The organism is Micromonospora coxensis (assembly GCF_900090295.1).
Classification (GTDB): Bacteria; Actinomycetota; Actinomycetes; order Mycobacteriales; family Micromonosporaceae; genus Micromonospora; species Micromonospora coxensis.
In genome coordinates, this window is record NZ_LT607753.1 from 3,741,016 (window position 1) to 3,761,589 (window position 20,574).

Annotated in this window: 21 protein-coding genes, 3 tRNA genes and 1 riboswitch; of the genes, 8 read left to right on the forward strand and 16 right to left on the reverse strand. The window is 74.4% G+C overall.

Features of this window, described 5'->3' with window-relative positions; translation table 11 throughout:
• Positions 1-38 precede the first annotated feature (38 nt).
• On the reverse strand, positions 39-1,391 hold the full coding sequence (locus tag GA0070614_RS16985; RefSeq protein WP_088976882.1) for an ABC transporter substrate-binding protein: 1,353 nt from the start codon (positions 1,389-1,391) through the stop codon (positions 39-41).
• A gap of 165 nt (positions 1,392-1,556) precedes the next feature.
• On the opposite strand from GA0070614_RS16985, the gene GA0070614_RS16990 reads away from it, so the two are divergent.
• Positions 1,557-1,946: a hypothetical protein gene (locus GA0070614_RS16990; protein ID WP_088976883.1), complete on the forward strand. Its 390-nt coding sequence runs from the start codon at positions 1,557-1,559 to the stop codon at positions 1,944-1,946.
• A 43-nt stretch (positions 1,947-1,989) separates the two neighbouring features.
• On the opposite strand, the gene GA0070614_RS16995 is transcribed toward GA0070614_RS16990, so the two are convergent.
• Positions 1,990-2,403, reverse strand: a complete 414-nt coding sequence (locus GA0070614_RS16995) for a hypothetical protein (protein ID WP_088976884.1) — start codon at positions 2,401-2,403, stop codon at positions 1,990-1,992.
• 121 nt (positions 2,404-2,524) lie between these two features.
• On the opposite strand from GA0070614_RS16995, the gene GA0070614_RS17000 reads away from it, so the two are divergent.
• Complete coding sequence (locus GA0070614_RS17000; RefSeq protein WP_088976885.1) at positions 2,525-3,232, forward strand: DUF2786 domain-containing protein; 708 nt, start codon at positions 2,525-2,527, stop codon at positions 3,230-3,232.
• Positions 3,233-3,344: 112 nt separating this feature from the next.
• Here the strand turns inward: GA0070614_RS17000 and GA0070614_RS17005 are convergent, their stop codons facing one another.
• Complete coding sequence (locus GA0070614_RS17005; protein WP_088976886.1) at positions 3,345-3,857, reverse strand: SRPBCC family protein; 513 nt, start codon at positions 3,855-3,857, stop codon at positions 3,345-3,347.
• Between the two features lie 287 nt (positions 3,858-4,144).
• On the opposite strand from GA0070614_RS17005, the gene GA0070614_RS17010 reads away from it, so the two are divergent.
• Entirely contained in the window at positions 4,145-5,212 is a 1,068-nt protein-coding gene (locus GA0070614_RS17010) for a hypothetical protein (protein ID WP_157745020.1), read from the forward strand.
• Between the two features lie 112 nt (positions 5,213-5,324).
• Here the strand turns inward: GA0070614_RS17010 and GA0070614_RS31425 are convergent, their stop codons facing one another.
• Positions 5,325-6,107 (reverse strand): hypothetical protein, encoded by a 783-nt coding sequence (locus GA0070614_RS31425; protein WP_157745021.1) that lies wholly within the window; start codon positions 6,105-6,107, stop codon positions 5,325-5,327.
• A 110-nt stretch (positions 6,108-6,217) separates the two neighbouring features.
• Here GA0070614_RS31425 and GA0070614_RS30255 point away from each other — a divergent pair, with 110 nt between their 5' ends.
• Positions 6,218-6,358 (forward strand): hypothetical protein, encoded by a 141-nt coding sequence (locus tag GA0070614_RS30255; protein ID WP_157745022.1) that lies wholly within the window; start codon positions 6,218-6,220, stop codon positions 6,356-6,358.
• Between the two features lie 320 nt (positions 6,359-6,678).
• Here GA0070614_RS30255 and GA0070614_RS17025 read toward each other — a convergent pair.
• The 8 genes from GA0070614_RS17025 to GA0070614_RS17060 all read right to left on the reverse strand — a co-directional run bounded on the left by GA0070614_RS17025 (position 6,679) and on the right by GA0070614_RS17060 (position 12,296).
• A tRNA-Phe gene (locus GA0070614_RS17025) sits at positions 6,679-6,752 on the reverse strand.
• Between the two features lie 102 nt (positions 6,753-6,854).
• A tRNA-Asp gene (locus tag GA0070614_RS17030) sits at positions 6,855-6,931 on the reverse strand.
• A 33-nt stretch (positions 6,932-6,964) separates the two neighbouring features.
• Positions 6,965-7,037 (reverse strand) — tRNA-Glu (locus GA0070614_RS17035).
• A 155-nt stretch (positions 7,038-7,192) separates the two neighbouring features.
• On the reverse strand, positions 7,193-7,984 hold the full coding sequence (locus GA0070614_RS17040; RefSeq protein ID WP_088976890.1) for a polysaccharide deacetylase family protein: 792 nt from the start codon (positions 7,982-7,984) through the stop codon (positions 7,193-7,195).
• 73 nt (positions 7,985-8,057) lie between these two features.
• Positions 8,058-8,993: a MerR family transcriptional regulator gene (locus tag GA0070614_RS17045; protein ID WP_088976891.1), complete on the reverse strand. Its 936-nt coding sequence runs from the start codon at positions 8,991-8,993 to the stop codon at positions 8,058-8,060.
• On the reverse strand, positions 8,983-9,588 hold the full coding sequence (gene idi, locus GA0070614_RS17050) for an isopentenyl-diphosphate Delta-isomerase (RefSeq protein ID WP_088976892.1): 606 nt from the start codon (positions 9,586-9,588) through the stop codon (positions 8,983-8,985). Before idi ends, GA0070614_RS17045 begins: the two co-directional genes overlap by 11 nt.
• A 43-nt stretch (positions 9,589-9,631) precedes the next feature.
• Positions 9,632-11,113 carry a phytoene desaturase family protein gene (gene crtI, locus GA0070614_RS17055; protein ID WP_088976893.1) on the reverse strand — a complete coding sequence of 494 codons (1,482 nt, stop codon included), beginning with the start codon at positions 11,111-11,113 and terminating at the stop codon, positions 9,632-9,634.
• Positions 11,114-11,141: 28 nt separating this feature from the next.
• Positions 11,142-12,296: a polyprenyl synthetase family protein gene (locus GA0070614_RS17060; protein ID WP_088976894.1), complete on the reverse strand. Its 1,155-nt coding sequence runs from the start codon at positions 12,294-12,296 to the stop codon at positions 11,142-11,144.
• A gap of 65 nt (positions 12,297-12,361) precedes the next feature.
• On the opposite strand from GA0070614_RS17060, the gene GA0070614_RS17065 reads away from it, so the two are divergent.
• The gene (locus GA0070614_RS17065) at positions 12,362-13,279 is read left to right on the forward strand and encodes a phytoene/squalene synthase family protein (RefSeq protein ID WP_088976895.1); all 918 of its coding nucleotides are present in this window, start codon (positions 12,362-12,364) and stop codon (positions 13,277-13,279) included.
• Positions 13,276-14,598 (forward strand): cryptochrome/photolyase family protein, encoded by a 1,323-nt coding sequence (locus GA0070614_RS17070; RefSeq protein ID WP_088976896.1) that lies wholly within the window; start codon positions 13,276-13,278, stop codon positions 14,596-14,598. Before GA0070614_RS17065 ends, GA0070614_RS17070 begins: the two co-directional genes overlap by 4 nt.
• A 1-nt stretch (position 14,599) precedes the next feature.
• Here GA0070614_RS17070 and GA0070614_RS17075 read toward each other — a convergent pair whose 3' ends face one another.
• A complete protein-coding gene (locus GA0070614_RS17075) occupies positions 14,600-15,421 on the reverse strand; it encodes a hypothetical protein (RefSeq protein ID WP_088976897.1) in 822 nt (273 codons plus the stop codon).
• A 204-nt stretch (positions 15,422-15,625) separates the two neighbouring features.
• Positions 15,626-16,711: a serine hydrolase domain-containing protein gene (locus GA0070614_RS17080; protein WP_088976898.1), complete on the reverse strand. Its 1,086-nt coding sequence runs from the start codon at positions 16,709-16,711 to the stop codon at positions 15,626-15,628.
• A 91-nt stretch (positions 16,712-16,802) separates the two neighbouring features.
• Between GA0070614_RS17080 and GA0070614_RS17085 the strand changes: the two genes are divergently transcribed.
• A complete protein-coding gene (locus tag GA0070614_RS17085) occupies positions 16,803-18,287 on the forward strand; it encodes a dihydrolipoyl dehydrogenase family protein (RefSeq protein ID WP_088976899.1) in 1,485 nt (494 codons plus the stop codon).
• Positions 18,288-18,294: 7 nt separating this feature from the next.
• Here GA0070614_RS17085 and GA0070614_RS17090 read toward each other — a convergent pair whose 3' ends face one another.
• Both GA0070614_RS17090 and GA0070614_RS17095 read right to left on the reverse strand, forming a co-directional pair.
• The gene (locus tag GA0070614_RS17090) at positions 18,295-19,050 is read right to left on the reverse strand and encodes a crotonase/enoyl-CoA hydratase family protein (RefSeq protein WP_088976900.1); all 756 of its coding nucleotides are present in this window, start codon (positions 19,048-19,050) and stop codon (positions 18,295-18,297) included.
• Positions 19,051-19,108: 58 nt separating this feature from the next.
• Positions 19,109-19,582 (reverse strand): hypothetical protein, encoded by a 474-nt coding sequence (locus tag GA0070614_RS17095; RefSeq protein ID WP_088976901.1) that lies wholly within the window; start codon positions 19,580-19,582, stop codon positions 19,109-19,111.
• A gap of 128 nt (positions 19,583-19,710) precedes the next feature.
• Positions 19,711-19,910, forward strand: a riboswitch (cobalamin riboswitch).
• 33 nt (positions 19,911-19,943) lie between these two features.
• On the opposite strand from GA0070614_RS17095, the gene bluB reads away from it, so the two are divergent.
• A complete protein-coding gene (gene bluB, locus GA0070614_RS17100; RefSeq protein ID WP_088976902.1) occupies positions 19,944-20,564 on the forward strand; it encodes a 5,6-dimethylbenzimidazole synthase in 621 nt (206 codons plus the stop codon).
• The last annotated feature ends 10 nt before the right edge of the window (positions 20,565-20,574 follow it).

The following is a 20,574-nucleotide window of genomic DNA, read 5'->3' on the forward strand; positions in this document are numbered from 1 at the left end:
CACCGGATGCCCGGTGCGGCCGTCGTCGTCGGTGGTGCTCAGTGCCGGATCGGCACGCCCGCCTCGTCCAGCGCCGTGATCAGCCCGGCGGACTCGGCGAAGCCGATGACCAGCACCGCCTCCGGGCCGTACGTCTTGATCTCCTTGGCCATGCCGCTGAAGTCCACCGGGGCGGCCTGGGCGTCCTCCGGCGGCTCGTAGGTCAGCAGCTTCACCCGGTCGGCGCCGATGCCGGCCCGCTCCAGCTCGGCCCGGACGGTCTCCTGGAGGCCCTCGCCGTAGGAGTCCTTGCGGGCCACCACGACGATCCGGTCCGGGCCGTCGCGCAGCATGACGTCGGCCAGGGCGCGGCCCTGGAGGCTGTCCGGCGGGGCGGTACGGAAGTACAGGCCCTTGTCGTCGGCCTTGCTCAGCCCGGAGTCGGTGTTCGAGGGCGAGAAGAGGATCCGGCCGGCCGCCACCACGTCCGGCAGCACGGCGGCGGAGATGCCGGAACCGCCGGCGCCGATGATGACGTGCACCTTGTCGCGGATGTGCGAGGCGACGGTGGCCTTGGCGACCGCCACGCTGGTGCCGTCGTCGCCGTCGATCCAGACCATCGGCTCACCGAGCACGCCACCCGCGGCGTTGATCTCCCGGACCGCCAGGGCGGCGCCGGCCGCCAGCGGCGGGTTGGCCAGGGCCAGGTCACCGGTCTTCGGCAGCAGCCCGCCGAGGATCAGCGGGGAGCCGTCGCTGCGGTCGGTGCGGCCACCCTGCTGCTTCTTCGGCTTCGGCGGGAGCTTGGTGCTCGCCCCGGACTCGTCACCGGCGCCGACGAACTCGGTCTTCGCGTCGTTGATCTTCTGGTCGTCGAAGTGCATCGTCGCGTAGCTCGCGGTGGCCGGCTCGCCGTTGTCGGTGAAGCCGGCCCGCGACAGCGAGGGGCCGCGGTACTCGATGTCCTGCCCGGCGCGGGCCAGCGCCAGGCAGGCCTTCGTCTCCGTGCAGCGCTGGCCGTTGGTGGTCACCCCGACGATCTGCCGGGCGATGGCCGCCGGGTCGGTGCTCCCGGCGAGCTGCGCCGCCAACGCGCTGATCACCACCGCGTCGTACGCCTCGGCGGCGTAGAGGTAGTCCTTCAGGTCGGGGTCGACCGCGAGCAGTCGCTCCTTGAAGTCCTCGGTCAACGGCGTGAGCGGGGTGGTGCCCTTCATGCCGTCGACCAGATTGCCCCGATCCTTCAACTCCCCCGGGAAGGAGTTCAGCATGTTGCCGTCGGTGCCGTAGAGGCGCACCTGTGGGGCTGCCGAGTCCTCGGGCTTGTCGGTGGTCCCGCATGCGCTGGTGGCGAGCAGGAACGCCGCACCCGCCGCCAGGATGGCAGCGCGCGGGCCGCGTGTTGCGAGCATCGTCGTCCTTCCTCCGGGGAGGTTCGCTGCGCACCATAGCGTGCCGACGCCGCTGGTGGGAGCGTGGAGTCCACCCCCGTCGGTGGCCCGACAGCCGCCCGTACGCTGCGTCACCGCAGGGAGATTCCGGGTCACCGCTTGACCCCCGGTCCTACCGTTGCCCAGGTGACCGACCTGCCGCAACAGACGTTCGACGACGCGACCGCCGTGCTCCGTTCGGCCCTGGCCGGCGACGGTGACGCGGTGGTGGGAACCTTCGACGCGGTGGTCGACCGGTCGGGGCTCGAAGGGGCGTACGGGGTGGCCTGGTGCCTCGCCGCCACCATGGTCGGGGACCCGCCGCCCTCCGGGACCGCCGCGCTGGACTTCCCCGGCATCGACGAGGCCCGGTACGACGCCCGCTGGGTGGCCCGCTTCGTCAGCGCGTACGCCAACCACGACGCGGACACCGGGGAGGCCCTCTTCGGGGCGGCCGCCGCCGACGGCCTGCTGCCCGAGTGCCTGCTCACCCTCGCCGGCTCGACCGTGGCCACCCTGCGCAGTCGGGCCCGCTGACGGCGGTGGGGCGCCCGGCCGGAGCCGGGCACCCCGTGGTCGCTCAGTACGCGTGGTACGCGACCAGCGGCTCGTACTCGTAGCGCAGGGTCTCGAAGCGGACCTGGAACCGGACGCCGTCACGGACGTTCGTCGCCACCGTGATGAAGTCGGACCTCGACGGCAGGTACGTCCGGTAGTTGCACTTGTCCGTCTTGTCGATGAAGATCACGCACGCCTCGACGCCGAACTCGCTGGCGTTGCGCACGTTGATGTCCCGGCACCGGGTGCTGGTGCGGTACGGCCCGGCGTCACCACCCCAACCGGCGGTCTGGAAGTACGAGCGGACCGCCCCGCCGTAGCAGGTGGCGTACGACCCGAACAGGTTCGTCTCGGGGGCGGCGTGGGCGGGGGAGCCGAGGGCGAGCAGGGACAGCGCCGCCGTGAGTGCCGTCAGGCGGGCGACCGGGGATGCCATGCGGATGCCTCCAGGGGGGTGAAGGTGGACCCTGTGTTGCGGACAGGGTGCTGAGCGTGGTGATCGTACCGGTCGATCCGTCCGAGGTGGACCGTCTGGTCCGATGTGATAGCTCTGGTGCATGTCCGAGGCGATGCTCAGCAAGGTGCGCAAGCTGCTGGCCAAGGCCGAGGACCCGGCCTGCACGCCCGCCGAGTCCGCCGCCTTCACCGCCAAGGCCACCGAGCTGATCGCGCGGTACGGCGTCGACCGGGCGCTGCTGGCCGTCCGCGACCCGACCACCGACCCGGTCGGCGACCGGGTGGTCGACGTCGTCGCCCCGTACGCCCGCGACAAGGCGGGACTGCTCGCCGCGGTGGCCGACCCGCTGCGCTGCCGCTGCGTGCGCCGGCGGCAGGGCGACGGCTTCGCCGTGCACCTGTTCGGCTTCGCCAGCGACCTGGAGCGGGTCGACCTGCTCTTCACCTCGCTGCTGGTGCAGGCCGCGCACGGGTTGGCCGGCACCCCCGTGCCGGCCGGTGAGCACCCGGCCGCCTTCCGCCGGTCCTGGCTGGCCGGCTTCGCCCGGGTGGTCTCCCAGCGGCTGCGCGCGGCCGAGGCGGGCGCGGCGGCCGAGCAGGGCGGCCGGTCCGTCGCGCTGGTCCTCGCGGACCGCTCCGACCGGGTGGCCCGACGGGTCGACGAGGTCTACCCGAGGCTGAGGACGGCACCCCCGCGCCGGCTCGTCGGTGGCGGCTTCGGCTCCGGGGCCGAGGCGGGCCGCCGGGCCGACCTCGGCGGACGCGACGTGGTCGACGGGACGGCGGGCAGCCGCCCCATCACCCGCTGACGCCCACCGCCCTGCCGTCGTCCCTGCTCCCGTGGTCGGGGTCGCGGGTGACAGACGCGACCCGCCCGGGTGACTCGGACGGAGACGCGACCGGGTTGTGCCCAGCCCGCCGTCAGCCGTCGGCGGCGTGGCGGGTGACCGTGGCCAGGAAGCGGCTGAGCAGCTCGTGCCAGCCGGCGGTGAGCGCCTGCCGGTAGCCTTCGGCAGCCTCGCCGTGCCGGTCGAAGTGCCGGTGCTCCACCTCGACCCGGGTGTCGCCGGAGGCGTCGGGCAGGAAGAGCACCTCGACCTCGCTGGCCCGCGCCGGATCCGGCACCGGCACCCGGTCCGGGCCGATCTGCCAGGTGAAGACCAGCCGCTTCGGCGGGTCCCAGGTGAGCACCCGGCCCCAGTCGCTGCGGAAGCCGTACGGGCCGATCTCGTAGAGCATCCCGCCCGCCCGTGGCTCCATGCCCAGTTCGGCCAGCGCCGCCGGGCCGGACCACGTGTACTCGCGTACCCACCACTCGGTCAGCGCCCCGGTGAACACCGCGAACGCCAGGTCGGCGGTGACTGGGGCGAGGAGGGTGCTGCGGAGCGCGTACCGCTCGACGTCCTGATGGACCTCCGCCATCTCCTGTCCCATAGGCCCGGACCATACCGGCTCATGCCTCGGTGTGCAGCTTCGTGTGCTGCCCGCTTCCGGACAGTGGAACGGAACGGCAAGTGCCTTCGTCGGCCGGCCCCGCAGACCGGGGTGACCCGACCCCGTCGCGCCGACAGGGCGGTGTTCCCCGGCGCCGGACACCGCCCTGCCGGCACCATGGCGTACGCCTCATCGAGCTCGGCCGGCGGTCTCACGGATGGCGGTCGGCTATCGGGGTAACCGCGGCTGACGTGGTCCACGGCCGGGCCGCGGGTGGGGAGCGGACGATGAGCCAGGCGCGGGAGCCGGAGCGGACCGACGGCGGTCACGAGGCCGAGCCGGACGTGCTGCTCGACATCCCGGAGGTGTCGGTCGACTCGCTGCGGCTGGCGGTCGACCGGCTCGACGCGGACGTGTCGTTGCGTGCCCGGCTGGCCAATCTGCTCCAGATCGACGCCGGGGTCCGGGTACGCCTGGAGGGGGTGGAACTGGATCTCGAGGGGGTCAGCGCCGAGGCGTTGCTGAAGGTCCGGCTGGAGAAGCTGGTGGAGATTCTGGACCGGGCGCTCACCACGCTCGACCGGAACCCGGAGATCATCCAGGCGCTGGCCCGTACCGCGAACGTCTCCCTCGACGACGTCGAGCGGAGGGCCGAGCGGCGGGGGGCCGCTGCCGCTCCCGTCGTCGACGAGGCCGGCCAGCAGGTCGGCGCGATCGGCGCGGTGGCCGACCGGACCCTGCGCGAGGCCGCCCGCGCCGCCGGGCCTGCCGGCCCCGCCGCACCCGTCACGGAGAGGTCGGCGCGGCCCGCCGGGACGGCCACCGGGCCGACGGCGACCGGGACCGGGCCGGCGGGGAACGCCACCGGACCGGCCCGCGAACCCGCGATGCCGGTCGAGCCGCCCGGGCGGCCTGCCGGGCCGGCGGGGACGCCTGCCGAGCCCGCCGCCGGGAAGCCTGCCCAGCCGGCCGGCAAGGCAGCCGAGCCGGTCGGGAGAGCAGCCGGGCCGGCCGGGGAGACGGAGCGGCCCACCGGCCCCCGCCCGGAGTCCCCGGCGGGGCCGTCGCCGGTGGGCTCCCCACCGGAACCTCCGCTGGAGCCACCGCCGACCAGCCGCCCGCCCCGTCCGGGCGCCGAGGTCCCGGCGGGCGGCCCGCCACCGGCGCCCACCGGGCCCCGACCCGCCGACCGGGGTACGACCGCCGGTGACCGTGAGCGCCGGGGCGCCTCGCCGGCCGCCCAGTTCGCCGGACAGGCGGGCGAGACGCTGCGCCAGGCCGGCCGCAGCGTGTGGGAGGCGATCCAGGGCGGCATGGCCCAACGACGCCAGGGCCAGCAGCGGCCCGACCGCTGACCGGCCCGGCCGGTGCGGGAGTGTCGCGGCCGGTCAGAACGGACCGGCGTCAGGTCGGCAGGCGACCCGAACGCTGACCGGTTCGGCCCGGCGCGCTGTGCTGCGCGAGCGTTCAGTGCGGCCTGCGCCACCAGGCCGTACGGGCCAGCACGGGCAGCGCCGCGAGCGGGGCGAGGGTGACCGCCAGGGCTACCCCGCTGGTGAGGTCCCGGGGTGCCCAGAGCAGGTTGTCGCCGATCCCGGCCGTGTGCGCGGTGAGGGACAGGGCCACGAAGAGGGCGACCGCTCCGATCACGGTGACCAGCCGGTGCCACCCGGTACCCACCGCCGTGACGGGGGTGCGTCCTGCCGGCAGCGCCTCGGTACCGGCCCGGTGCGGCGGCCTCGCCCCCGCCCGGTGTGCCGCCCCGGCGTCCACCTGGGGTGACGGTGCCGCCCCGGCCTCCGCCCGGTCCGGCAGCGCGTCGGTGAGCCGCCGCTGCACGGCGGTCAGCCCTCGGACGGCCCACGCGACGACCGGCACGACCAGCGCGAGGGTCAGCCCGGCGTGGGTGGCCCAGGCGCCGGCGAGGGTGGGGCCACCCCACGACTCCGCGTACCCGCCGTCGGTCGGCCCGGAGCCCACGAGCTGTTCCCGCCACGGGTACGCCAACACGTTGATCAGCACCAGAAAGGCCAGGACGGCGGTCAGGGCCGACGAGGCGAGCGCGACCGGCAGCGCCACCAGCGCCGTGACCAGGTTGCCGGGCCGTCCCCCGCGGACGGCTCGGACCGCGGCCCCGAGCGCCCGGGGCACGGCGAGGACGGAGGACCAGAAGGCACGGCGGGACGCCGGGCCATACGCCCTCCGCCACGGTTCGCCGAGCAGACCGGGGAACTTCCCATCTGTTGTCATGCGCCCAGTCTCGGCTGCGGGTGGGTCCGCTCACCATCGGGAGCCTCCCGGCCCGGTCCCCTAGGGGCGGACGCCCCGGTGCCCTTGACACTCGTCTCGATGATGGCCGCATGAGCTTGATCGACGACGACCCGGTGCTGGCCGTGCTCCGCCTGGTGCTCGTGGCCGTCAGCGGGTTCGCGGTCGTGTTCGGCGTCCGCGTCGCCGTGTCGCGGCAGTTTCGCCGACCTGGGTGCGCCTCGCCCGCCTGACGCCGAGGCAGCGATCCCGACCCGTCCGCGCCGGAGGCGGCGCCGCGCTCATCGGGGCGAGCCAGCTGGTCCAGCAGGTGCCGTTCGTCGTCCCCATGCCCTACCCGGCGAAGGTCACCTTGTTCGTGGTGGCGCTGCTCCTTCTCGCCGCCGCGCCGGCCTGGTACGTCCTACGGCGCGACTGACTGTCCGGATCCATCGCGGGGACGACAGTCGGGTGCCAGGGCTCCCGCCGAACGGGCTCGGCTCAGGGTGGGACGCAGAAACGCCGACCTGCGTTTCCGCTGGTCGGCGTTTCAGTAGCCCGGCGAAAGGCTATGTGGCCAGGGGCGGGGTCGAACCGCCGACCTTCCGATTTTCAGTCGGACGCTCGTACCAACTGAGCTACCTGGCCGTGGTGCTCGGCTCATGCTACCCGGAAGGCGGGGTCTCCGCCGAACAGGTCACACGCTCCGATACGCAGAACGCCGCGCAATGGTTCACGCGGCGTCGGCGCTGGCGGTCCTGACGGGACTTGAACCCGCGACCTCCGCCTTGACAGGGCGGCGAGCACTCCAACTGCTCCACAGGACCTAGCTGATGTTGCATCCGGCCGAAGCCGGACCGTGCCCCCAACGGGATTCGAACCCGTGCTACCGCCTTGAAAGGGCGGCGTCCTGGGCCGCTAGACGATGAGGGCGGCCCCGCCATCATTGCACACTCGCAACTTCAAGCGGACTTGCTCCCATCCGGCCCCGCCGGAGGCATGAGAAGCATATGCCATGCCCGGGCGGACGACCAAACCGGTATGGCCAGGGGCACAGCGCTCCGCAAAACCGCAGCTCAGAGAGGCTGTCAGCGGGGTGGAGCGATGCCGAAGCGCCGTTTCAGGTCGGCGATCAGGTGTCCGCAGGCGGCCAGGGTGCGGCTCCGGTCGCCCCCACCGTCGTGCATCAGGACGATCGCGCCGGGGCGTACGCCGGCCTGGATCCGCTTGGTCAGCACCGGGGCGGTGGGCTTGGCCCAGTCCTGCGGGTCCACGCTCCAGTGCAGCGAGCGCATGCCGAGCTGACGGGCCACCGTCACCACCTCCGGCGTCCACCGGCCGCCGGGCTGCCGGAAGAAGGGCACCTTGGCGCCCGGGACGGCCGCCCGGATCGCCTGGTTGGTGCGGGTCAGGTCGGCCCGGATCTCGGCCACCGGCCGGCGGCCGAGGTCGAAGTCGTGCCGCCAACTGTGGTTGCAGAGCTGGTGGCCCTCCCGGACGATCCGCGCCACCAGCTGCGGGTGCTTGCGGACCTGGGTGCCGACCACGCAGAACGTCGCCTTCACCCGGGCCGCCCTCAGCTGGTCGAGGACCTTCGGCGTCCAGGTCGGGTCCGGGCCGTCGTCGAAGGTCAGCGCCACCGCCCGTACGCCGGTGGCGCGCCGCAGGCCGGCGGGGAGCGTCTTGGGCGTCGGCCGCAACCGGGGTTTCGGCCTGGTGGTGGGTCGCGCCGCGGGCGACGGGGTTCCGGCGGCGGACGGGTCCGTCGAGACCGCCGGGGCGGGCGCCGAGACCTGCCGGCTGTTCCGCTGCTGCTCGCCACATCCGACGAGGAGCAGGACCAGGGCCAGGGCGACCGCCAGGACGGGGCGTGGACGCATCGTCACTCCGAGGGGATCGGGTACGCGGACCGCCCCGACGGTAACGGACGAAACGTGAATCCGGCAGGGCCGGTCAGTCCCCCGTCGACTGGTCCAGCGAGTCCCGGACGGCCAGCGCCAGCGAGACCGCCTCGGCCAGGTCGACCGGGCGGACCACCCCGGCGGGCAGCGTGTCGGCCCGCCAGCCCGGCCCGGCCGCCAGCACCAGCAGCGGCCGGCGGGGCACCCCGAGCAGGGCGCTGAGCTGCCCCGGGTCGGCGGTCGCCCGGGTGTGCGACCAGATCACCACGGCCGCCGGTCCGGTCCGGTTCACCGCCTCGGTCAACGCCGCCACCGGCACCCTCGCCCCGAGCATCCGGTACGCGACCCCGGCCTCGGCCAGCGCGGCGGCCAGCGCCTCCAGCGGAAGGCTGTGCTGCTCCTCGTCGGCGCAGGAGAGCAGGATCCGGGGTGGGCCGGTGGCCGTGCCGGCGCGGGCGACGGCGGCGAACGCCTCCGAGACGCAGCGGGAGACCAGATGCTCCACCTCGATCAGCCCGGCGGTGGCGGCGTGCCGCTCGCCGATGCCGGCCAGCACCGGGCGGAGCAGCCCCTCCCAGGTGGCGATCACACCGTCGCGGGCCAGCGAGTGCGCGATCGTCTCGCTGATCGCCACCGAGTCCAGCCGCATGGCGGCCCGGGCCATGCCCCGGGCGACCGGCCCGGCCCGGCCGACCGGGATGGTCTGCCCGCCGCCGTCCCGGACGCCCCTCATCCGCAGTTCGGCGCCGGGGCTGACGGCCGGGCCCTGCTTCGCCCAGCGGGCCGCCTCGGCCGGGGCCACCCCCTCGGCGGTGAGCTTGCGCATGATCTCCAGGCGCGCCAGGTCGGCCGGCGTGTAGCGCCGGTGGTGACCCGGGACGTGGTGACTGGGACCGAGGCCGTAGCGCTGGTGCCAGGTACGCAGCGTGGTGACCGCCACGCCCAACCGGCGTGCGACGGCCCCCGCGCTCAGCGCCTCATCGGCCACCCGACCGCTCCGGAGCGTCGTCCGCCGGTACGCCGGAGGGGATCGTCAGGCCGGCCGGGTCGCCGGAGTGCAGCAGCCGGCTCACCACCCCGCCGAGCCAGGGCGCGTACGCGCGGGGGTCGGCCTCGATCTCGGTCATCAACCGGACCGGGTCGACCCAGCGCAGCTCGTCGACCTCGTCCGGGTCCGGCCGCAGGGTGACGTCGGCCGGTACGTCGGCGCGCAGCACGTGGTCGTACTCGAACTCGACCCGGCCGGTGACCGGGTCCTCGGCGTAGTAGAGGTAGACCCCCACCTCGGTCAGCGACACCGGCTCGGCGCCCAGCTCCTCGCCCAGCCGCCGGTTGGCGGCCTCGGCCAGCGACTGGCGGGGGCCGGGGTGGCCGCAGCACGAGTTGGCCCAGCGTTGCGGGAACCGGGTCTTCACCGCGGCCCGTCGCTGGAGCAGCACCCGTCCCTGCGGGTCGACCAGCAGCACCGAGAAGGCGCGGTGCAGCCGTCCCGGCGCCTGGTGCGCGGCGGCGACCGTGGCCTCGCCGAGCACGTGGCCGGTGTCGTCGACCAGCTCGACCAGGTGCCCTTCCCGGGACTTCACCGCCGTGACCCCCCACTCCTCCTGGTCACCGCACCGCGAGTGGTCACCGGCCGGCCCCCGTGACCCGGTTGGCGGCGAGCTTGCCGGAGATGAGCACCATCGGCACGCCGACCCCCGGCTGGGTGCCGGAGCCGGTGAACACCACGTTGGACAGACTCCGGTGCAGGTTCGACGGGCGGAACGGGCCGGTCTGGAAGAGGCTGTGCGCGGCGGCGAACGGCGTACCGGCGGCCATGCCCTGCTCCTCCCACTCGGCGGGGGTGATCGTACGCAGCACCTCGATGCCGTCGCCGAACCCCACGTACCCGCGCTCCTCAAGTGTCCCGACCAGCTGGTCGGCGTAGCGGCGGCCGAGGTCGCCCCGCCAGTCGAACGGCGCCCGCTCCAGGTTGGGCACCGGGGCGAGCACGTAGTAGGTGTGTCGCCCGGCCGGGGCGACCGAGGGGTCGGTCCGGCTCGGGTTGGTGACCAGCAGCGACGGGTCGCTCATCAGCTCGCCGCGCCGGATCACCTCGTCGAAGGTGCCCTTCCAGGACCGTCCGAAGTGGATGTTGTGGTGGGCGATCTTGCCATACCCCTGGGTCGACCCGACGTGCAGGACCACGCAGGACGGCGAGTAGGTGAGCTTGCGCTGCCGGCCCTCGGGCAGCAGGTCGCGGTAGGCGACGGGCAGGTCCGGGTTGAGCACGACGACGTCGGCCGGGATCAGCTCGCCGTCGGCGGTCACCACGCCGGTGGCCCGGCCGTGGGCGGTCTCCACCCGGGTCACCGTGGTGCCGTACCGGAACTGCACGCCGTGCTTCTCGGCGGCGCCGGCCATGCCGCGGGAGACCGCGTGGATGCCGCCGCGCGGGAAGTAGACCCCGGCCACCGAGTCGAGGTACGCGATGACGCTGTAGATGGCCAGCGCGTCGTGCGGCGCGAGGCCGGCGTACATCGCCTGGAAGGAGAAGATGCGCTGGGTGCGGGGGTCGCGGAAGAACTGGTTGATCTTCGTCTGGAGTCGCCGGAACGCGCCGTGGGTCAGCAGCTTCACCAGGTTGGCGGTGAGCAGGTCGGTCGGCGCGTCCAGGTTCCGGTCGATGAAGTCGGCCCGCTCCCAGTGCCAGAGGTTGCGCGCGTAGTCGACGAAGCGCAGGTAGCCGTCGGCCTCGCGGGGGCCGCAGACCTTCGCGATCTCGGCCGCCATCCGGGTGGTGTCGGTGATGACGTCCAGCGTCGAGCCGTCCGGGTAGTAGGCCCGGTACGCCGGGTCGAGCGGGGTCAGGTCGAGCCAGTCGTCCAGCTCCTCGCCGACCGCGCCCAGCGCCTCGGCGATCAGGTCCGGCATGGTGAGCACGGTGGGTCCGGTGTCGAACTCGTACCCGTCGACGCTCAGCCGCCCGGCCCGGCCGCCGGGCACCGGCTCGCGCTCCACCACGGTCACCTGCCGGCCGCTGCCGGCCAGGTGCAGCGCGCACGCCAGCCCACCGAGGCCCGCGCCGACGACCACCACCCGGTCCGTACGTCCGTTCACGGTCCGCACGTGACCACCTCCCTCACGAAGTTGCCCATCATGCCCGCCGCTTGGTGGCGGCGGTGGCGAGTCCGGTCAGCGCGGTGCGCGCCGTCTCGTCGATCGACGCGGTGTCGAGCGCGGTCAGCGCCTCGGCCACCCGGTCGGAGATCATCCGTTCGACCCGGGTGACCGCGCCGGTGTCGGCGACCACCTCGGCCAGCCGGGCCACCTCACGGGCCCCGGTCGCCGTGCCGGCGCGGTCCAGCGCCCGCCGCTGTCCCGGGCTGGCGAGCTGCCGGGCCAGCATCAGCAGCGCGGTCGGCTTGCCGGTACGCAGGTCGTCGCCGGCCGGCTTGCCGGTGGTCGCCGGGTCGCCGTAGACGCCGAGCAGGTCGTCGCAGAGTTGGAACGCCTCGCCCACGGCCAGGCCGTAGCGGGTGTAGGCGGCGATCAGCGGCGCGTCGGCCTCGACCCCGGCCAGGCACGCGCCGAAGAGCAGCGGTCGCTGGACGGTGTAGCTGGCGGTCTTGTAGCGGGCCACCCGCAGCGCCCGGTCCACCGACCAGTTCGCCGCGTCGTTCTCGCCGAGCACGTCGAGGTACTGCCCGGCGACCGTCTCGATCCGCATCCGGTCGTAGCAGCGGCGTACCTCGAACAGCCGGGCCGCCGGCAGGGTGGCGTGACTGAGCAGCCGGTCCGCCCAGACCATGCAGAGGTCGCCGATGAGCACGGCCACCGCCTCGCCGAACCGGTCCGGGTCGCCGGAGTGCCCGGCGGCGCGGTGCCGCGCGGCGGCGGCCCGGTGCGCGGTGGGCAGGCCGCGCCGGGTGTCGGAGGCGTCCATCACGTCGTCGTGCACCAGGGCGAAGGTGTGCAGCAGTTCCAGCGCGGCGAACGCGGGCAGCACCGTGGGCAGCGGCTCGCCGCCGCCCACCACCCCCCGCCAGCCCCAGTACGCGAAGGTCGGGCGGACCCGCTTGCCGCCGGCCAGCACGCAGTCGCGTGCCGTTGCGGCGAAGCCACCCATCGCTGCGTCGATCTCGGTGAGCGAGTCGACCTCGGCGGCGAGGAACGCCGCCAGCGTCTCGTCGACCCCCTTGATCAGGTCCTTGGTGAACGCGGCCAGTACGCCGCGGACCGGATCGTCCGTCGCTCCCGGCTGTGCCGGCGCGACGCGGAGCGCGTTACCCGCAACTGCGTCGTTGGCCATGTGGGGGAGCGTACCCTAGGGTTACGAGTTGCGTCGATTGCTGCGTCGAATTTCGAGGAGGGCCGGTGGACACCGATCTCACCGCGGCCTATGCCCGCTGTCAGGAGCTGCACAAACGGCACGGGCGCACCTACTATCTCGCCACCCGGCTGCTCCCCGCTTGGAAACGGCGGCATGTGCACGCCTTGTACGGATTCACGCGCTACGCCGACGAGATCGTCGACCGCACCGAGGACCTCCCGCCGGCCGAGCGTGCGGCCCGGCTCGACGAGTGGTCGTCCCGCTTCGTCGCCGGCCTGCACGGCGAACCGGTCGACGACCCGCTGCTCCCCGCCGTGCTGCACACCATCGCCGTCTTCGACCTGGACCGGGACGACTTCGCGTCGTTCCTGCGCAGCATGGCGATGGACCTGACCGTCATGTCGTACCCGACCTACGACGACCTGCTCGACTACATGGAGGGTTCGGCGGCGGTGATCGGCACCATGATGCTGCCGATCCTCGGCAGCTCCGACCCGGCCGCCGCCCGCGAGCCGGCCCGCCAGCTCGGCTTCGCCTTCCAGCTCACCAACTTCATCCGCGACGTCTCCGAGGACCTCGACCGGGGTCGCACCTACCTGCCCGACGAGGACCTGGCGAAGTTCGACGTGACCCGCGAGGACCTGCTCGCGGCGAAGGCGCAGGGTCGCACCACCGGCAAGATCCGCGAGCTGATCGAGTACGAGGTGAGCCGCGCCCAGGCCCACTACGCGGCCGCCGCGCCCGGGATCGGACTGCTCAGCCCCGCCTCGCAGGCGTGCATGCGCACCGCGTACGCGCTCTACGGCGGCATCCTCGACGCCGTCGCCGCGCAGGACTACGACGTCTTCGTCCGCCGGGCGCTGGTGCCCCAGCGCCGCCGGATGGCGGTGGCCGCCCGCGCCCTGCTCACCCCGTCCGGCAGCCCGGTCGCCCTGCCCGGACCGGCGCCGGTGCGCCGATGAGTCGACGTACGGCGGTCGTGCTCTTCACCCGCGACCTGCGGGTGCACGACCACCCGGCGCTGGCGACGGCCTGCGCCGCGTTCGACCGGGTGGTTCCGCTGTACGTCCTCGACCCGGCGCTGGCCGACCGCTCACCCAACCGCACCCGGTTCCTGCACCAGAGCCTCGCCGGGCTGCGCGAGGCGTTGCGCGAGCGCGGCGGGGACCTGGTGGTCCGCCGGGGCGACCCGGTCGCCGAGACGATCCGGCTGGCCCGGGAGGTGGACGCCGAGGGCGTCGGCCTCTCCGCCGACGTCAGCCGGTACGCCCACCGCCGGGAGCGCCGGCTGCGCGAGGAGTGCGACCGGCACCGGCTGTTCCTGCGGCTCTTCCCCGGCGTCACCGTCGTCGAGCCCGGGGCGCTGCGACCGGCCGGCGGCGACCACTACCGGGTGTTCAGCCCGTACCACCGCAGTTGGCTGGCGGCGCGGTGGCGGGAGGAACTGGCCGCCCCGAAGCGGGTCGAACTGCCCGACGGCGTCCGGGTCGGCCGGCTGCCCGCCCTGCCGGCGGGCGAGTCGCCGCAGGCGGCGGAGGGCGGTGAGGGCCCGGGTCGACGCCGGCTCGACCGGTGGCTGGCCACCCTCGACCGGTACGACGACATCCACGACGACATGGCCGGCGACGAGACCTCCCGGCTCAGCCCCTACCTGCGCTTCGGCTGCCTGTCACCCCTGGCGGTGGCGAACCGGGCCGGTGACCGGAACGGCCCCTTCGTCCGCCAGCTCTGCTGGCGCGACTTCTACTACCAGGTCACCGCCGCCTTCCCGGAGATCTCGACGAAGGCGTACCGGCGCGGGGCGACCGAGGACTGGCGGTACGACGCCGAGGCCATGGCCGCGTGGACCGAGGGGCGGACCGGGATGCCGATCGTCGACGCCGGGATGCGGCAGCTACGGGCACAGGGCTGGATGCACAACCGGGCCCGCCTGATCACCGCCGGGTACCTGACCAAGGTGCTCGGGCTGGACTGGCGGCCCGGCGTCGAGGTCTTCTCCCGCTGGCTGCTGGACGGGGACGTCGCGAACAACTCCGGCAACTGGCAGTGGGTCGCCGGCACCGGCAACGACAGCCGGCCCTACCGCAGCCTCAACCCGGTCCGGCAGGCCGAGCGGTACGACCCCGACGGCCGGTACGTGCGCAGGTGGGTGCCCGAGCTGGCGTCGGTGCCGGGCAAGGCGGTGCACCAGCCGTGGCGGCTGCCGGACGAACTGCGGCGGACGCTGGACTACCCACCGCCGCTGGAGGTGCCCGGAGCAGACCCGGTCTGGCTCCGCTGAACTACTTCTCCCATACGGTGACCTTGACGATCAACCCGCCGTCGCCGACCGAGTTCACCGCCTGCGCCCAGCCGGGACGCCCCTCGGAGGTGGTGAAGCAGAACTGCTGGTTGCCGCCCCCGACGTAGTGGTGCGCGAAGCTCTGCCGGTCGTCCTCCCGGTAGGTGCGGCAACGGGCGTCGGCACCTTGCTCCGGGCCCTGGTTGCTGTCGTCGTACAGCGCGCTGTGCCGGACGCTGGAGTAGAGGATGTAACCCCAGTCCAGGTAGAGGTCGACGACGGCGTCCTGGCTGGCCCTGCGCTCGGCCCGCCGGCCGTCCAGGTCGACGCCGGTCTTCTTGTCGAGCTGCACCACGTCGCTGAAGACGATCGGCCTGGCGGCTGCGGCGGACGGGGCGCCGGACGTCTCGGAGCTGCCGGCGGCCGGAGCGGACGCCGAAGCGCCGGACGAGGGCCCGCCGGTCTGCGGGGCGGTGGACGCCGCGACCCCAACCGGCGGACGGCCCGGGTGCCGGGAGACGGCGAGCAGCCCGCCGACCGCGCCCAGGACCAGCAGCACGACGAGGCTGACAAGCACCGCCCGCCAGTTCCGCTTCCGCACCTGGTACACCGTCACGCCGACGAGGACGAGAGCGCCCAGCCCGATCCAGAACAGCCACAGCGAATCGGTGCGGAGCAGCTGGACCATGGTCATCAGCCCCGTCACAGCCGAGATCACGTTGGTGGCCACGCTGGACCGGTCCCCCAGCAGACCAGGGGCGGCGGGATCGCGCGGACGGGTCGACCGGCCGTCCGGGCCGGCGGCGGGCGCTTCGTTCTCCACGAATGAGGAAGCGTACGGACGGTAGGTGCGCCGCGACACCGCCGACGCGCCCACCGGCCGGTCCGCTATCCGTCACCGCCCGGGACGGACACCGGCCTGTCCGCGCGGTACGACGTCGACGCGGTCGGCAGCGGAACGGCGATGGCGTCCAGGCGTTCCCGGCCGGGCGGGTGGCCTCGCCCGTCCCGGCCGGGAGTCCCGTCGTCAGAGGCAGGAGTGCAGGACCTCCACCAGTTCCTCCACCCGGTCGTGGTCGGCGAGCCGGCTCGTCGCGTACGCGAAGACGTAGCCGCGCACCGGGTCGGCCCAGGCGCTGCTGCCACCGATCCCGCCCATCCCCCAGCTCCCGTCCTCCTCCCGCTGCATGCCGAGGGTCCAGCAGGTCCGGCGGTCAAGCAGCAGGTCAGGGCCGTCGTACTGGGTCCGGGTCGCCTCCGCGACCAGGTCGGCGCCGATCAGGCGGACCCCGTCGAGCGTGCCGCCGGCGAGCAGGCCGGCGTAGAGCCGGGCCAACCCGGACGCGGTGGCGTGCAGGTTGACCGCGGGCACCTGCGCGCCCCGCCACAGCGGGCTGTTCACCACCGCGAGGTCCATGCCACCGGCGGGGTTGCCCAATGCGCGGGCCCGCAAAGACCCCGGCTCGCCGAGCATCCGCACCGGCCACTCCGGATCGCCGTACGACAGGTCGGCGCAGCGGCGCTGGTCGGCCGCGTCCAGCCCGAAGCCCAGGTCGAGCCGCCACGGGCCGGCGATCTCCTCGGCCAGGAACCGCCCCACCGTCCGCCCGTCCACCCGGCGGACCAGCTCGCCCACCAGGTGCCCGTACGTCCAGGCGTGCTCGCCCGCGACGGAGCCCGGGTCCCACTCCGGTTCGGCGGCGGCCAGGTCGGCGCAGAGCAGCGTCCAGTCGGCGACCGCCTCCGCGGGCCGGGGCACCGGGAAGGCCGGCAGCCCGGCGGTGTGGCTGAGCACCTGCCGCACGGTGGCGGGCGTACGGAACTCCGGCCAGTACGCCGCGACCGGTGCGTCCAGCTCCACCCGTCCCCGGTCGACCAGCACGAGCAGGCAGAGCGCCGCCACCGGCTTGCCGACGGAGTAGACGTCGACCAGCGTGTCGGGCCGCCACGGATCGCCCGAACGTGCCGCGGGCCCGACCGCCGCGCGGACGCCGCCGACCAGGTCGACGACTGGACGGCCGTCGTACCAGACGGCCAGGCCGGCGCCCGTCTCCCGGCCGGCGGAGAACAGGTCGTGGAAGCAGTCCCGGACCGGGGCGAAGCGTGCGTGCATCGGGTCACCGTAGGCCGCGCGGAGGTTACCGGCGCGGGAATTCCGGCGCGCGGCGCTGGCCGACGTCCCCGCGCGGGAGGATGCTGGCCAGATGGCGGAGCCGGAGATCGTGGACGTGGTGGTGGTCGGACTCGGCGTCGGCGGCGAGGAGGTGGCCGGGCGGCTCGCCGAGGCCGGCCTCACCGTGGTCGGCGTCGAACGGAACCTGGTCGGTGGGGAGTGTCCCTACTGGGGGTGCATCCCCAGCAAGATGATGATCCGGGCGGCGAACGCGCTGGCCGAGGCGCGGCGCGTCGACCAGTTGGCCGGCACGGCGGAGGTCCGGCCGGACTGGGCGCCGGTCGCCAGGCGGATCCGCGAGGAGGCCACCGACACCTGGGACGACCGGGTCGCGGTGGAGCGGTTCACCGGCAAGGGCGGCCGGTTCCTGCGCGGCAGCGCCCGGCTCGACGGCCCCGACCGGGTGGTCGTCGGCGACCGGGTCCTCCAGGCCCGGTACGGCATCGTCGTCGGCACCGGCACCAGTCCGTCCGTCCCGCCGATCGACGGGCTGGCCGACACCCCGTACTGGACGAACCACCAGGCGATCGAGGTCGAGGAACTGCCCTCGTCGCTGCTGGTGCTCGGTGGCGGCGCGATCGGGCTGGAGCTGGCGCAGGTCTTCGCCCGGTTCGGCGTCCGGGTGACCGTCGTCGAGGCGGCGGACCGGGTGCTCGCCATCGACGAGCCGGAGGCGTCGGAGATCGCGGCGGCGGCGCTGCGCGCCGACGGGGTCCGGATCCACACCGGGGTGCAGGCCGAGCGGGTCAGCCACGACGGCGCGGCGTTCACCGTGCACGCGGGCGACGAGGCGTACACCGCCGAGCGGCTGCTGGTGGTCACCGGCCGCAAGGCCCACCTGGAGGAGTTGGGGCTGGACAGCGTCGGCGTCGACTGCGCGCAGCGCTACCTGCCGGTCGACGACCGGATGCACGCCGCCGACGGGGTGTGGGCCGTCGGCGACATCACCGGCGAGGGGGCGTTCACCCACGTCGCCATGTACCAGGCGTCGATCGTGGTGGCCGACCTGCTCGACCACGTCCGTCGGGCCCGGGGCGGCCCGGACGCCAGCGGCACCGCCAGCGTGGTCGGCGGCGCGATGGGCGCGAGCAGCGCCGTCGGCGGTACCGCGGGCGCGTCCGGGCCGGGCGGCGCGGCCGGCATGGTCCCGCGCGCCGACTACCGGGCCCTGCCCCGGGTCACCTTCACCGACCCGGAGGTCGGCGCGGTCGGCCTCACCGAGCGGCAGGCCCGGGAGCGCGGGATCAACGTGCAGGTCGGCTTCGCCCCGCTCCCGTCGTCGGCCCGGGGCTGGATCCACAAGGCCGGCAACGAGGGCTTCGTCAAGCTGGTCGCCGACGCCGACCAAGGCGTGCTGATCGGCGCGACGTCGGTCGGCCCGGCCGGCGGTGAGGTGCTGTCGGGGCTGGTCGTGGCGGTGCACGCCGCCGTGCCGCTCAGCCGGCTCCGGCACATGATCTACGCGTACCCGACGTTCCACCGGGCGATCGAGGACGCGCTGCGCGACCTGAGCTGACGCGGGCTCACCGGCCGTGCCGGCCGGCGCCGGCCGCGAAGCGGGCCGCGCCGGCCACGGCGTCCGTGGCGAGCGAGTCCAGGCCGTAGGCCAGCTCGGTGGCCATCGCCTCCGGCTCGGACAGACCCGCGCCGGCCAGCACCGAGGCGCGGTCGTTGCGCAGGCACGCCTGCGGGTGGCGGGCGATGTCGGCGGCCAGCCGCTCGGCCGCCGTCCGCGACTCACCCGGCGGGACCACCCGGTTGACCAGACCCATCGCGTACGCCTCGTCGGCGCCGACCGGGCGGCCGGTGAGGATCAGGTCCATCGCGCGGCTCTCCCCGATCAGCCTGGGCAGCCGCACCGTCCCGCCGTCGACGAGCGGTACGCCCCACCGCCGGCAGAAGACCCCGAGCACCGCGTCCGACTCGGCGACCCGCAGGTCGCACCAGAGCGCCAGCTCCAGCCCGCCGGCCACGGCGTACCCGGAGATCGCGGCGACGACCGGCTTGGACAGCGACATCCGGGTCGGACCCATCGGGCCGTCGCCGTCCGGCTCGACCCGGTTGCCGCGCGGCGTGCCGATCGCCTTGAGGTCGGCCCCCGAGCAGAACGTGCCGCCCGCGCCCCAGAGCACCGCGACCCGGGCGTCCGGGTCGGCCTCGAAGGCGCGGAACGCGTCGGCGAGGGCCCGCGCGGTCGGCCCGTCGACGGCGTTGCGGGACGCCGCCCGATCCAGGATCACCGTGGTCACCGGTCCGTCGTGCGCCACGTGTACGGCCATCGGCACAGCATGCCCTCCGGTGGCGCCGGCCCGCCAGGGGCAGGCCGGCGCCCGATGGTCAGTTGCCGCAGGCGGCGTCGACCGCCTTCAGGGTCGGGTCCAGGTCCGGGGCCTCCACCTTGGTGGCGTCCGGGCCGGTGAGCCGCTTCTTGACCGCGCCGGCCAGGTTCTCCAGGGCGGTGCGCACCTGCGGGTCGGCCGCCTTGGGCGCCTCGACGCGCAGCCCCTCGGCGATGGCGGTGTAGTTCGCGCGGACCTTCTCGCCCGCCTCCTTGGCGCTGACCGGCTTGTCGATGGCCGCGATGGCGTCGTCCGCCATCGCGACGAAGTGCTTCTTGACCAGGGCGAGGCTGGCGTCGCAGACCTGCTTGCTGTTGGCGGCGACGTCGACCGTCGGGCTGGGCGCGGTGGACGCCGACGGCGCGGCGGCCGGCGTGGCCGACTTCTCCTCGCTCTGGCAGCCCGCCGCGAGGCCGGCGGCGACGACCAGGGTCAGGGCGGTACGGACGATTCGGGCAGGCGTACGCGTCATGGTGTTTCCCCCGTGGGTGCTGGCCTCGACGGTCGGCTCGACCGGGTCACAGGCCGGAGTCCGACACTGTAGACGGCGACCGGGCCGGCGCGCCTGCCGGTTCCACCCGTCCGGCCGCTAGCATCGCCGACGGCACGATCATGCGAGGTGCCCCGCGGCTGCGGGGAGAATCTGGGAAGCCGGTGCGAATCCGGCACGGGCCCGCCGCGGTGACCGGGGAGCCACCGTCCACGCGCGAGCAGCGCAGCCACTGGCCGTACGGCTGGGAAGGCGGACGGCCAGGCGTCGATCCGGGAGTCCGAAGACCGGCCTCGCGTCGACCGCCCACCTGCCGGTGGGCCGAGCGCAGCGGGAGCCTGCCATGGACCTCTACACCGCCATCCACCGCCGTCGGGACGTCCGCGCCGAGTTCACCGGCGCGCCGGTGCCGGACGACACCCTGCACCGGGTCCTCGACGCGGCGCACGCCGCGCCCAGCGTCGGCTACTCGCAGCCGTGGGACTTCGTCCTGGTCCGGGACGCCGGGATCCGTCGCCGCTTCCACGAGCACGTGCAGGTGGAGCGGGACACCTTCGCCGCCACCCTGGACGGCGAGGCGGCCGCCCGGTTCGCCCGTATCAAGATCGACGGGGTGTTGGAGTCGACCCTGTCGATCGTGGTCACCTACGACCCGTCCCGGGGCGGCCCCGCCGTGCTCGGCCGGCACGCCATCGCCGACGCCGGCCTCTACTCGGTCTGCCTGGCGATCCAGAACCTCTGGCTCGCCGCCACCGCCGAAGGACTCGGCGTCGGCTGGGTCTCCTTCTACCGGGAGCCGTTCCTGGCCGACCTGCTGGGCGTCCCGGCGGGGATCCGCCCGGTCGCCTGGCTCTGTGTCGGGCCGGTGACCCACCTGGAGTCCGTCCCCGACCTGGCCCGGCACGGGTGGCGGCAGAAGCGCCCGCTGGCCGAGGCGCTGCACAGCGACCGCTGGGGTGGCTGAGCCCAGCGGC